The sequence below is a fragment of the Vannielia sp. genome (genome assembly GCF_029212645.1).
Classification (GTDB): Bacteria; Pseudomonadota; Alphaproteobacteria; order Rhodobacterales; family Rhodobacteraceae; genus Vannielia.
The window spans coordinates 1-12,242 of the sequence record NZ_JARGND010000063.1 but is presented as its reverse complement, the minus strand read 5'-3'; the positions used below and the strand labels follow the sequence as shown (position 1 = coordinate 12,242).

Annotated in this window: 13 protein-coding genes; 3 read left to right on the top strand and 10 right to left on the bottom strand. The window is 59.3% G+C overall.

Going from position 1 to position 12,242, the window contains the following annotated elements:
• Positions 1-133: 133 nt before the first annotated feature.
• The 3 genes from P1U55_RS14550 to P1U55_RS14540 form a co-directional block, all read right to left on the bottom strand.
• Positions 134-466: a MaoC/PaaZ C-terminal domain-containing protein gene (locus P1U55_RS14550; RefSeq protein WP_301048353.1), complete on the bottom strand. Its 333-nt coding sequence runs from the start codon at positions 464-466 to the stop codon at positions 134-136.
• A 165-nt stretch (positions 467-631) separates the two neighbouring features.
• Positions 632-895, bottom strand: coding sequence for a hypothetical protein (locus tag P1U55_RS14545; protein WP_301048352.1), 264 nt, complete (start codon positions 893-895; stop codon positions 632-634).
• A gap of 180 nt (positions 896-1,075) precedes the next feature.
• Positions 1,076-2,791 carry an alpha/beta fold hydrolase gene (locus P1U55_RS14540; protein WP_301048351.1) on the bottom strand — a complete coding sequence of 572 codons (1,716 nt, stop codon included), beginning with the start codon at positions 2,789-2,791 and terminating at the stop codon, positions 1,076-1,078.
• A 132-nt stretch (positions 2,792-2,923) separates the two neighbouring features.
• On the opposite strand from P1U55_RS14540, the gene P1U55_RS14535 reads away from it, so the two are divergent.
• On the top strand, positions 2,924-3,103 hold the full coding sequence (locus tag P1U55_RS14535) for a hypothetical protein (protein WP_301048350.1): 180 nt from the start codon (positions 2,924-2,926) through the stop codon (positions 3,101-3,103).
• Positions 3,104-3,166: 63 nt separating this feature from the next.
• Here the strand turns inward: P1U55_RS14535 and P1U55_RS14530 are convergent, their stop codons facing one another.
• From P1U55_RS14530 to P1U55_RS14500, 7 genes are all read right to left on the bottom strand, one after another.
• On the bottom strand, positions 3,167-3,769 hold the full coding sequence (locus P1U55_RS14530) for a cyclic nucleotide-binding domain-containing protein (RefSeq protein WP_301048349.1): 603 nt from the start codon (positions 3,767-3,769) through the stop codon (positions 3,167-3,169).
• An 802-nt stretch (positions 3,770-4,571) separates the two neighbouring features.
• Positions 4,572-5,420, bottom strand: a complete 849-nt coding sequence (locus P1U55_RS14525) for an ABC transporter permease (RefSeq protein WP_301048348.1) — start codon at positions 5,418-5,420, stop codon at positions 4,572-4,574.
• Between the two features lie 3 nt (positions 5,421-5,423).
• On the bottom strand, positions 5,424-6,281 hold the full coding sequence (locus P1U55_RS14520; protein WP_301048347.1) for an ABC transporter permease: 858 nt from the start codon (positions 6,279-6,281) through the stop codon (positions 5,424-5,426).
• The gene (locus tag P1U55_RS14515) at positions 6,281-7,372 is read right to left on the bottom strand and encodes an ABC transporter ATP-binding protein (protein ID WP_301048346.1); all 1,092 of its coding nucleotides are present in this window, start codon (positions 7,370-7,372) and stop codon (positions 6,281-6,283) included. Before P1U55_RS14515 ends, P1U55_RS14520 begins: the two co-directional genes overlap by 1 nt.
• Positions 7,373-7,429: 57 nt before the next feature.
• Positions 7,430-8,494 (bottom strand): extracellular solute-binding protein, encoded by a 1,065-nt coding sequence (locus P1U55_RS14510; protein WP_301048345.1) that lies wholly within the window; start codon positions 8,492-8,494, stop codon positions 7,430-7,432.
• A 325-nt stretch (positions 8,495-8,819) separates the two neighbouring features.
• Positions 8,820-9,125, bottom strand: coding sequence for a hypothetical protein (locus tag P1U55_RS14505; protein WP_301048344.1), 306 nt, complete (start codon positions 9,123-9,125; stop codon positions 8,820-8,822).
• A 40-nt stretch (positions 9,126-9,165) separates the two neighbouring features.
• Entirely contained in the window at positions 9,166-10,206 is a 1,041-nt protein-coding gene (locus tag P1U55_RS14500; RefSeq protein ID WP_301048343.1) for a YHYH protein, read from the bottom strand.
• Between the two features lie 76 nt (positions 10,207-10,282).
• Here P1U55_RS14500 and P1U55_RS14495 point away from each other — a divergent pair, with 76 nt between their 5' ends.
• Both P1U55_RS14495 and P1U55_RS14490 read left to right on the top strand, forming a co-directional pair.
• Entirely contained in the window at positions 10,283-10,744 is a 462-nt protein-coding gene (locus P1U55_RS14495) for a MarR family transcriptional regulator (protein ID WP_301048342.1), read from the top strand.
• A gap of 114 nt (positions 10,745-10,858) precedes the next feature.
• Positions 10,859-12,242: ABC transporter transmembrane domain-containing protein (locus tag P1U55_RS14490; RefSeq protein WP_301048341.1), on the top strand; the 1,384-nt coding region annotated here is incomplete at its 3' end.

Below are 12,242 nucleotides of genomic sequence, written 5' to 3'. Positions count from 1 at the left end.
GATTCCAACGCGACCTTGGCCTTGAACTCTGGATGATGTTGCTTCCGTTTCGACATTCCTGATCTCCTTCGTGTCGAAGATCAGCAGACAACAAATCACAGCTTACGTCAGTGTCCCAATTTCGGGGGGTAGCTCACTCCATCTCCTTTACGGTGATACGCACCGTCACCGTGTCTCCCAGGCCTACCGGGCGGCGAAAGCTGAGGTTCTGGCTGAGGTAAATCGTTCCGGGGCCGGGCAGCTCGGTGCCCAGAACCGCCGAAATCAGCGCGCCGCCCCACATGCCGTGGGCGATCACCTTGTGAAAGATGTCAGACTTGGCAAACTGCTCGTCTACATGCGCCGGGTTCACATCGCCCGACATTAGGGCAAACATCTCGATGTCCTTCGGTGTGAGCTTGCGGATCAGCTCAGCGGTGTCGCCGATCTTCAGCTCATCGTAGGTCTTGTTTTCTATGAATTGCATGGTGTGAGGTTCCTTTGACCAAACGCGCTATTGCATATACCCGCAGCCGTTTACGTTCAGCGTCGCCCCAGTGATCAGATCGAACTCAACATTCATCGAAAACGTCATCCTCCGCGCGATATCCGCTGGCTGGCCAAGCGGCCCAACGAGTTTTGCATCAACGATCTACTGGATGGTTCTATCGGGCACCTCCGTCACCGTCGCGGTGTCCCAGGTATTGGGCATTATCGCGTTCACCGTGGTCCCTTTCGCGGCGTTCTGTGGCGCCAACGCCTTGGCAACGGGGTAGTTCGTCCGGTCAAACTGCCCCTTCTCTCCGTTGAACGAAGACACTTTGACAATGCAGCCATAGCCGCGCTCCTTGAGCATTCCGGCGTATTCTGCCCGCAACCACCTCGTGCCACCGACAAACACCACGATGCGATTCATCGCCTATTCTCCGGAAATAAATATCGCGCTAGGCTCACGACGTTACCTTTGTGTTGGTTCGCAGCGTGCCAGGCCCAAGACATCACTCCGCCCTCGCACAGCTCGCCGTGATCCAGTGCTCATTGGAGATGCCAAGAACCAGCCCACGCGTGCCATCAAGAAATGTGTCGCACATCGCTCTCACTCCTGAAAAACATAGGTGCCGGGTGCGTCACAAAGCGGCGGATAGCCCCGCTCCTTCGATCCGAGCGGCGGCGGGGTGGTGAGCTTGCCGGAATTGTTGGCCAGCCAATCGGTGAGCGCGGGCCACCATGATCCATCGGTCGGCTCCGTCTCTTCCACCCAGCGCTCCGGGTCGATGTAGGGCGCGTCCTTTGTAGTGCTGGCGATCCGGTAATGGCGGCGCGGATGGCCAGGCTCCGAAACAATCCCCGCATTGTGCCCGCCGCTCGTCAGCACAAAGGTCACATCTGTGTCCGACAGAAGGTTGAACTTATAGACCGAATGCCACGGCGCCACATGGTCCCGCTCTGTGCCTACAATGAACACCGGAGCGCGGATATCCGAAACCGTCACAGGATCATCGCCAACCTTGTAACGCCCTTCTGCCAGATCGTTGTTCAGATAAAGGCGGCGCAAGTATTCCGAGTGCATCCGGTAGGGCATCCGCGTGGAGTCTGAGTTCCACGCCATCAGATCAATCATCGGGGTGCGCTCACCCATCAGATAATCGTGGATCATATAAGACCAGATCAGGTCATTTGAACGCAAAAGCTGGAATGTCCCGGCCATCTGGGTCGAATCCAGATAGCCTTGTTTCCACATCATGTCCTCAAGGAAGGTCAGCTGGCTATCGTTGATGAATAGCTGCAACTCCCCGGCATCGGTAAAGTCCGTCTGCGCAGCCAAAAGGGTGAGCGTTTTCAATCGCATGTCGCCGTTCCGCGCCATGGCCGAGGCCGCAATCGACAAAAGCGTGCCGCCAAGGCAGTAACCAATAGCGTGCAAATCCTTGCTTTGGGTGATCTGCGTGGTGGCCTCAACCGCGTCCATAACACCAAGCGAAAGGTAATCATCCATGCCAATTGCGCGGTCCTCGGCACCTGGGTTCATCCACGAAACCATGAACACGGTGAACCCCTGACCGGTGAGGAAACGCACCATCGAGTTCCTCTCGCTCAGATCAAGGATATAGTATTTCATGATCCATGCTGGCACGATCAAAATCGGCTCAGGGCGCACCGTGTCGGTGGTCGGGGCGTATTGGATCAACTCGATCAACCGGTTGCGATAAACCACCTTGCCGGGAGTCGTTGCCAGGTTTCGGCCAACCTCAAACTCCTCTGCGCCATAAGGCTTTTGGCCAGTGTTCTGTCGCGTCGCATCCTCAACAAAGTTCCGCCAGCCGCGCACAAGGTTCCACCCGCCTTCGCTGATGGTCTTGCGCAGGATATCGGGGTTGGTCAGCAGCGAATTGGAGGGTGAAAACACGTCCAGAACTTGCCGCGCGGCAAACTCCACAACGTTCTCATGCTGCTTGATCATGCCCTCCACGCCTGTTGTGGCGTTGTGCCACCACTGCTGGTTCAGCAAAAAGCTCTGATGGATCAGGTTATAGGGCCATTTTTTCCAACCTTCGCTTTTGAACCGCCTGTCCTGCGGCAAAGGCTCAATGCAGGTCTGAGGGGCATCCGGGTGGGTGGCGCAGGTGGCGGCATAGCTTGCGAACTTGGTTGATTTCTTGGCCGCTTTTTCGACAAGTTGAAGCTGTTTTCCCGGAGAGGTTGCAAGGTGCAAAACCCAATCCGAATAAGCTGCGGCCAGCGCAATGGGCGAAAGCCCGGCGGTTGTTTTGGCAATCGCCGCCTTCAGACCCTTGTCCAGCGCCTCTTCCATGGTCGTGTGAAGTTGAGGTTCTTGGCCATTTTCCGTTTTGAGTTCAACATCTTGTTGTTTCCGTCGTCGAGCTTTTGCGGGGGCAGTGCGCTGGGAAGCCTCGCCATGTAGTGGGGTGACGTCTGCCATAAGATGACCCTTCCGAAAATCTGGCAAAGCGCGCTTGGAGCGCGTTTGCTCTTTGGCTACTACCACAAGCCTTTTTTGCGATTGACCTTAATCAATCCTCAAACCGATGGGAGTAGCAAATACACGCCATTAATTGATACGCGGCTGGCTGCCGCCGGTTTTGAACGCGCAAAAAACTGCTGACAATGCCCACGGATCCCGCGCGCCGCTCTCAGCGCCACACCGTTTGTTTATCAAGCAGCAGGCTCAAAGGTCGCCGGTAATCTTATACTTCTCGTGCGAATGTAGGTCGATCAGGCCCCGGCGTTTTAGCTCTGTAAATGCCCGGCTCACGCTCTCCATTGAAAGCCCTATGTGGTCGCCAATGTCACGCCGACACATCGGCAGCGCAATATAGCCATCACCCGAGCGGCTGGCGGCAAAGTCCTTGAGAAACTCATAAAGCCGCTCCCATCCTTTCGAGCTGATCAACGCCAATAACTGCTTCTCGCGGCGTTGAAGGAGGGCGCTTATATGGGCTCTTACTTCCTCACGGAGTGTTAGATTGACAGCAAGTGCTTGCTCAAGCGTCGTTCGCGGCAGGGATTTCACAATCACATGGTCCACCGATTCCGCCGTGAAATGCCACACAACCAGATCCGAGAGGCCCAAAAACTCGCCCCTTTTTGTAAAGGTGAAGATCTGGCGGTGTCCTTCCGCATCCACAGTACAACACCGGACCGTGCCCGAAACCACTAGATAAACGGCATCCGCTGGATCTCCGTGCAGCAAAATGGTGCTGCCCGGCTGGAAATGCTTATCAAAGGAATGCGCCTCAAACAGAGCGTGCATCTCGCTGTATTTCGACATCGAAGGAGGCGCGTTGAATCTCTCCAAGCTCTTACGAATTCCGCGTTTTCCAGCCCCTGGGGCATGGACGTCATGCTGCGTCGCGGCCCGATGCTCAGACCGGTTGCTTGCCAGAGGTGTTATCGTATCTCTCATGCGAATACTTTCCATTCTGGATGGCTCAGCCAATCACATAACGGCCATGTTGAAGCGATATCCTGCACATCGGTTGTCGCGTGTTGTCGCGCACATTTAATGCAACGAGAATGTGGGTTTACAATGCGTCAATGCTCCTCGGGATGAACTTAATACGTTTGAAGAGCGTTTGAAGGGAGTCACAGTGCGCAAAGAGCAAGAGGGCGCGGATTCGCGCCGATTTGACCTGTGGCAAAGCGAAGCGGGCGACGGATTTGAAACTCGGTCCCTATCTGTTGCACGATCTTGTCACGGCGCAACTGTCCCTCATGGTTGGCAGTCGGCAGTGTCGCAAGGCGCCCCGCTTTCTATCTTTTGACGCCACCCAAAGCCTCGCCGGGCGGTTTGATTTAGCGAAAAGCTATTCCACCTGCCTGAAGGTCTTTGGATAGGACACAAACTTTGATCCGCAGGCCGACACAATCGTGCGCGTGCAAGCCGGCGACCCGCGCCAAAAAACCCCATCAGCAAAACCGTCGAAAGGTTGCCGGCGACCCCTCGAAAATCGTCATCGCAAACGGCGGATATGATCTACAATTCTACCACGCCGCATGTAACAACGGCTCAGAGGTGCGCTATATGCAGAGCGAAACCTCGGCGCTCAGCCCCGAACAAGACCAACATCACTTCAGCGGCGCTGGAACAGGATCACCAACAGCGCCAGCAGAGATGATCCGAGCATCAGCAGCAGCGATACGGCGTTGAGCAGCGGGGTCGAGCCCTCTTTCAGCCGGTCAAACATTGCAATGGTGAGCGGCGCGTCAGAGCCAACCAGCATCAGCGTGGTGTTGAAGTTTTCAAAGCTCATCAAGAACGCCACCACGACCGCGCCAATCATGGCGGGCATGAGGAAGGGGATGGTAATGGTGCGCACCGCCGTCAGCCGCGTGGCACCAAGGTTCAGCGCGGCATCCTCAAGCGTGCGATCAAACTTTTGCAGCCGTGCGGTAATCACCAGCGTCGCAATCGTGGTGATGAAGGAAAACTGCCCCAGCACCACCAGCAACAAGCCAGGCCGCAGCGCCTGAATGTCCAACTGCGCCACATCCCAAACCCCATTTGCAAGCGTTGACGAGGCGATCAGGATCGAGATGCCCAGCACAATGCCGGGGATCACCAGCGGCAAGAGCATCAGCACATAAAGTGCACCCTTCCCGCGAAACTCATAGCGGTTGAACAAAAAGGCATTGGTCATGCCCACGGCCACCGAAAGCATCGCCACGCACCCCGCCACAATGGCCGATGTGCCCACCGCCCGCAGGATGCCCCGCTCATGGAAAACGCCGATCTGCGGATCGCTGTCGCCAAAGAACCAGTTCCAGGTAAAGCCCTGCCATGGCAGCGAGGGAAACTGGCTGTCGTTGAAGGCAAACACGGCAACCACCGTCAGTGGCAGGGCGAGGTAGAGGAAAAACAGCAGCACATAGCCGCCGTAAACAAGGCGAAAGCTGCGGGATTGCGGAATGGTCGGGATCATGGCCTAGCCCATCGTTTCTTGCAGGGTGCGGCCCGTCAGGCGCAGCATCCCCCAAACAATCACCGACGACAGCACCAACAGCATAAAGCCGAAGGCCGCGCCAAGCTCCCAGTTCGAGCGCACGATAAACTGGTTATAGATCATCTCGGTGAACCACAGGCTATCTTTGCCGCCCAGCATGGTGGGCGTCAGATAATTGCCCAGCGACAGCATGAACACCACAATGCACCCCGAAACGATCCCCGGCATCGCGTGTGGGATAATGATCTCTCGCAGCACCGAGAAGCCCCCGCCACCAAGGTCATAGCCCGCTTCAATCACGCTGTCGTCAAGGCTTTCGAGTGTGGTCACAAGCGGCACCACCATGAACAGCATCGAGGTATAAACCAGCCCCACCATCATCGCCGCGTCATTGTAGAGCATCTCCACCGGCTGATCCGCGAGGCCTGTCCATTGCAGCAGGTTCGAGACGATCCCGGTCTCGCGCAGCAGGATCATCCAGCCAAAGGTGCGCACCAGTTCAGATACATAAAACGGAATAAGGCAAAACATGAACAGCACCTGCTGCAACCGCCCCTTGGCCATTTTTGCGATGTAATAGGCCACCGGAAAGGCGATCAGCAGGGTGATCCCCGTCGCCAGCACCGACATGACAGCCGTGCGCCAGAAGGTGCGCAAATATAGCGGCTCGGTCAGCGCCTTTTGGTATTGCGCGGTGCTCGTCTCATACACCCCAAAGCTGATCCGCTCTCGCAGCGAAATCAGCAGCATATCAATGTGCGGGATCACGATCAGCAGACCCAGCCACAGCACCAGCGGCGTGAGCAGCAGCACAAATCCGATGCGGGCATGAGAGCGCATCAGGCGCCCCCCCCAAAACAAATGGCCTGCGCCGCGCCCCAGCCGATGTGCACCGTGTCACCGCGATGCAGCCCCGAAAACTCGCCCGATTGCGGCAGCGTCACCTCCAGCGTTTCGCCCACGCTGTCCTGCACCAAAACCCGTGAAGCCGCGCCGTTGAACAGGATGCTCGTCACCGTGCCTTGCAACTGGTTGTCAAAGTCGGCAAGCGCGTCGGCACTGGCCGCAAGGCGGATCGTTTCGGGTCGCACAAATATCTCGGCCATGTCACCCGCCGACAGGTCGTTCGAAGCCGTGGCCCGCATTGCAAGGCCGGTCTCAGTGCGCATTTCCAGCACCGCGCCCTCAACCCGCTCGATCCGGCCCTTCCAGCGGTTCGCATCGCCAATGAAGCCCGCCACAAAGGGGGTATCGGGGCGGTAATACAGGTCTTGCCCGGTGCCAACCTGCTCAAACCGGCCCGCGTTCATCACCGCGATCTGGTCCGACATGACCAGCGCCTCTGATTGGTCATGGGTGATGTAAACGAAGGTCGTGTCAAAGGTCGCTTGAAGCGCCTTCAGTTCTATTTTCATGTGCTCGCGCAGCTTCAAATCCAGCGCGCCAAGCGGTTCGTCCAGCAGCAGCACGTCCGGTTCCAGAACCATGCAGCGGGCAATCGCCACACGCTGCTTTTGCCCGCCCGAAAGCTCGTCCACCTTGCGCCCACCAATCCCCGGCAGGCCAATGCGATCCAGTGCTTCGTCCACTTTTCGGCTGATCTGGTCTTTCGGCGTCTTCTGCCGCCGCAGCCCGTAGCCGATGTTCTCGGCAATCGTCATCATCGGAAACAGCGCAAGGTGCTGGAACACCATGTTCACCGGCCGCTTGTTGGGCGGCGTATCCAGCACCGATTTTCCCTTGATGCGAATGTCGCCCGAGGTTGGATCAAGAAAGCCCGCGATCATCCGCATGATCGTTGTTTTGCCGCACCCCGACGGCCCCAGAATCGAAAAAAAGCTGCCCGGCGGGACAGCGAAAGACACGTTATCAACGGCGGTGGTCTCGCCAAACTGCTTGGTCAGGTCAGCACATTCAAGATCGGGCGTCATAGGGGGTCCGTTCGTATGGCGACACCCGATTGGCCGGGTGCCGCCTTGAAGTTGAAGTTAATTGGCAGCCTGAACGCGGTCCAGCACTTCACCTTCGATGGATTCCAGCCCGGCAGGCACTGGCGGATACCACTTGATGTTATCCACGGCTTCCGCCGGGAAGCTGGCCTGATACTTGGCCTTCAGCGCATCTTCCGCAAACTCATCCGCCCCGGCGGAGGCGGTAAAATTGCCAGCCCCGGCGGTGATTCTGGCGGAGATTTCCGGCTGCATCACGAAGTTGATCCACTCGTAGGCCACATCATCGGCCTGGCCCTTGGCGGGCAGCACGAAGGTATCGATCCAGCCAAGCGCGCCCGAGGCGGGGGCCACAAAGGTGATGTCGGCGTTGTCTTCGTTCAGCTTCCAACCGCCGGTGTCCCATGCCATCGCGGCGGTCACTTCGCCCGAGCGCACAAGGTTCATCAGCTCATCGCCGCCACCCCAGTAGGTTTTGACGTTGGCCTTGCACTCGATCAGCTTGGCCTCAACCTTGCCCATGATCTCGGCGTATTTGGCCTCATCACCGTAAGCCGCAAAGGGATCTTCGCCCATCGCAAAGGCAAAGCCGATCAGCGTCGGGCGCTTCAGGCGGTAAGACACCTTGCCAGCCACATCGGAGGCGCAAAGGTCAGTGTAGTCCTTCACCACCTCGCCCGCCTCGGCGGTGTTCATCACAAGGCCCGAGGTGCCCCAAACGTGCGGCACACCATAAACCTCACCGTTCACGGTGGTGTTTTCCATCGTTGCCTTCAGCATCGACGGGATGAAAAGATCCTGGTTCAACTTTGAAACATCAATCGGCTTGTAGATGCCAAACTCCATCTGCGGGCCCATGATCCGGTCTTGTGAAGGCTGCGCCAGATCAAAACCACCGCCACCGGTGGCGCGCAGCTTGGCGATCATTTCCTCGTTGTTGGATTTGGTCACCTCAACGGTATGGCCGGTCTGCTCTTCGAACATCTCGACAACCTCATCAGGCGCGTAACCGCCCCATGTCAGCAGACGGAGCGTATCGGCCGAGGCCGCCTGTGCAAGGCCCAGCACGGCAAGGCAGGTCGTGGTCATAAAAATCTTGGTCATGGTCTTCCTCTCTGATGGTCGGATCGTGTTTTGCCATAGGATGCGCGTCCTTTACCGGACGGTCAAACTCTTTCACTGACAGCCGCCTTATCAGCGGGCTTCTTGACAGTTTTGTAAAAGATACCGTTTTTCAGGCATTTACACGCTCCGATTGCGCACCATTGTTTTCATGGCAATGGGCTGGGCAGCTTATATCACATCATGAGGAAGACCGCAGTTCGGTGTTTGGCCCGGCCGGGGCGGTCTCACGCTGGCCGGGCAGTTGGGATCGGGCGGGTGGCTCATGCGGTAATTCGCAGTCACCCCTGCCCGCCCGCCCTTTGGATCAGCCCTTGGGCCGGCCGCCTTTGGGGGCGCAAACCATCGCGTTGTCACGGCCCCGCGGCGGCTCCTGGCAGGTGCCTTCCAGTGTCTCGCCGCCGTTCAGCGAAACCGTGCAGGCGTCGTTCACGGCCTTACTCTCGCAGGCTTCAAAGGCTTCGCGCGGCGGGCGTCCGCCCTGTGGACCGCCCTTGGATTGGGCCAGTTCAAAGGACGCAGGGGCGCTCGTGTCCTGTGCCGTGGCCGCCAGCGGCAGGGCCATCATGGGGATGAGGGACAGGGTTGTTACGCGCAGCAGGTTCAATGTCATGTTGAAGTGCTCTTTGTTATTTCAGGTAGGCTCCACCCGTTCACGGGCGAGCAGGGCGACGGCTCGCATCGCAAACCGTCTGCCCTTCAACGAGCACGCATCCGGTTTCCGCCGCATGACATCCCAAAATCTGGTTCGAGCCCGCAGAACCGGCATGATAATGGTAAGACAGGGCCTCGGTTTCATGGCCAAAGCACTGGTCAAGCCCTTCAGGTTCCTCACCATTTTCCATCAGATGCGCAAAAATCGGATAGCCGTCCATCGCAATGCCGATCTGCCCGCCTTCCTTTGCCACTTCGGCCAGGTCGGCTGATTTCAACGTGGTGGGTGTGCCGTGCAGGCAGTCGGTCACGGCGTGGTAGTGATAGCCAACATGGGTGTTCACATGGCCGCCGCAATCATCGAACGGCGCAATGGTATGCGCGCCAAGGATCGCGTCCACCGGGGCCGGGCCATCAAGGCGCACGCCGTTCAGCGCCACCCCGGAGCCGCCGAAGTTGGTCGGCGTGCCGCGCAACACCGGAAAGGGCTTCATCGGGATCACATAGGTGATCGTGGCACCTTCGGGCATGTATTCCGGCAAGCACTGCACGCAGTAGTTTTCATAGTCCGGGTCCACATCGGGCCGCGCCGCTGCTTCACAGGCTTCGAGCGTGCCGGTAAACCTCACATCTCCGGTATCCGGGTCAAAAAGCTGCCATTCGCTATCGCCATAGGTCTCCGCGAGATTGGCAATGAATTCACCGTCCACATCTACCGCTTCGCCCTCAAGGAACCAGATGCCGCCCTTGTCCGCCCCGTCCGAAATGTTGGTCGGGCACCAGGGACCCGGGGTGTAATCCAGCGGATTGGGGCGCACGGTGATCGAAAAGCAGGTCGTTTCCGTGCCGCCCGACAGGGTGCAATCAACAAGGATCGGCCCGTCCACCACATCCGCTGAGGTGAAGAAATTGGCGATCAGCGCCAGATCCGCTTCGCTTGCCTGATCGATGCCGGTTGATTGTGCGGTAGCAGAGCTGGCCATACCGCCGCCAGCCACAATCAGGGAGAGCGTCAGTTTCGAGGAGTTGTAAGCGCGCATTTCAGCCTCTGCGATTGGGGATACAGGGCCACGTTATCCTTGCAGCCGCCAAAATGATAGGATATTAACTATTAACATGAAAAAGCCACAGAACGACTTCCACGGCCTCCTCCACAGTGCAGACCTCGTAGAGGCGGAATTGCGCCGCCGGCTGGCCCCGCTGAGCATCCTGCCCCGTCAGGCCCGCATATTGGAGGCAATGGGCCGGATCGGCCCGGCGTCACAGTCTGATCTTGCTTCGGCTTTCCGCGTGTCCTCCGCCAGCATGAGCACGATGACAGATCGCCTGCTTGCCAACGGATATATTACCCGTCGGGTTGATCCCACCTCGCGCCGCCGTCACGTTCTGGAGCTTACCGAAAAGGGACAGGTCCTGCTCACCGGCATCATTGAGGCATGGGAAGCCGTGGATGAAACCATCCGCCAGGCCCTTGGCCCCAACGCCGAGCCCTTCTTTGAGATGGCCCGCCAGTTGCGCGATAGCCTTGGAGGCACCATCCCCGGTGCCCAGCCCGCCGAACCCGACGCCGAAGGCTGACGCCGCGTTCTCGTGCCTCTTTCCCGTTGTGGGGCGCGGTGCTTGATCCAGATCAGATCACGCTTGGCGAAAGCGCCATATCTGGTATGTCAGAGTGAACTTTAGAGGCCACGCTTGCCCCCCCAACCAGATCGCCAATGCCCCGATGCGGCGGCCGCCGCCCCCGACGATTGGCTTGCCCCCGGTCGCGCAGGGCAGGCGCGTTCGGCGCGGCTTTCTGTGCTGGCCAATCTGATCTGGCCCGCTCAGGCCGCGCTCATCGCCTTGGCGCTCGGCGGCCTGCTCACCGGGGATGAGGTTTCTGCCTGGCTGCTCGTGGGCGGTTTTGTCGCCCTTGGGGGGGTGCGGGCGTTTCTGTCCTTCATCGCCGATGGCATTGCTGGCAACGCCGCCATGCGTGTGGTGCGCGCCGCCCGTGCACACATTGTGGCATGCGAGGCGCGGCGCGGCGATGACAGCGCCTTTGGTGGCGCAGGCAGCATCGCCGCACTCGCGGGCGAAAAGCTTGATCTACTAGTGCCCTACCTCACCCGCTACGCCCCGGCGCGCGCCCGCGTGATGGTGGTGCCGTTGGTGATCCTCGGCTTCGCGCTCTGGCAGTCCTGGGCGGTCGCCTTGGTGCTGCTCATTTCCGGCCCGCTCATCCCGCTCTTCATGACGCTGGTCGGCATGGCCGCCGCCGAGGCCAGCCGCCGCCAGATGGCCGAGATCGGCACCCTCAATGATCTTCTGGTCGAGCGGCTCTCCGCACTGGTCGATATCCGCCTCCTCGGGGCCTCCGAAGCGGTGCTTGAAGGCTTCGCCGCGCAGGCAGGCGATCTGCGCACCCGCACCATGGCCGTGCTGCGCGTGGCTTTCCTCTCGTCCGCCGTTTTGGAGCTGTTTTCCGCCATCGGCGTGGCAATGGTGGCTGTCTACGTCGGCTTTTCGCTATTGGAGGCGATTAGCTTTGGCACATGGGGCGGCGCCCTTTCGGCGCAGGCCGGGATCTTTCTGCTGCTGCTCGCGCCCGAGTTCTACCAGCCTATGCGTGATCTTTCCGCCGCTTGGCATGACAAGGCCGCCGCCGATGCCGTGTTGGCCGATCTCAAGGCATGGGAGGCGTCGCAAACCGCTTGGTTACTGGGGCTGGGCGGGACGGCCACGCCGCTCTCCGGCCCCGCCAGCCTGTCGTTGCGCGGCTGCGTTTTGCCCGGTGGCCTCGCGCTGCCGGATATCACTGTGCAACCGGGGGAAAGCGTGGCGCTGGTGGGGCCAAGCGGCGCGGGCAAAACCTCGGCGTTGCGGGTCATGGTGGGCCTGCTTGTGCCACTCTCCGGCGAGGTGACTGTCGCCGGGAAGCCGCTCTCTGACAGCACCGCCGATAGCTGGCGCGCCCGCATCGGCTGGATGCCACAAGCCCCCCATTTCCTCAATGCCAGCCTACGACGCAACCTCACCCTGGGCCGCTCCGGCGATCTGCAGCGCGCCCTGGACCAAGCCGCCATCACCGATGTCG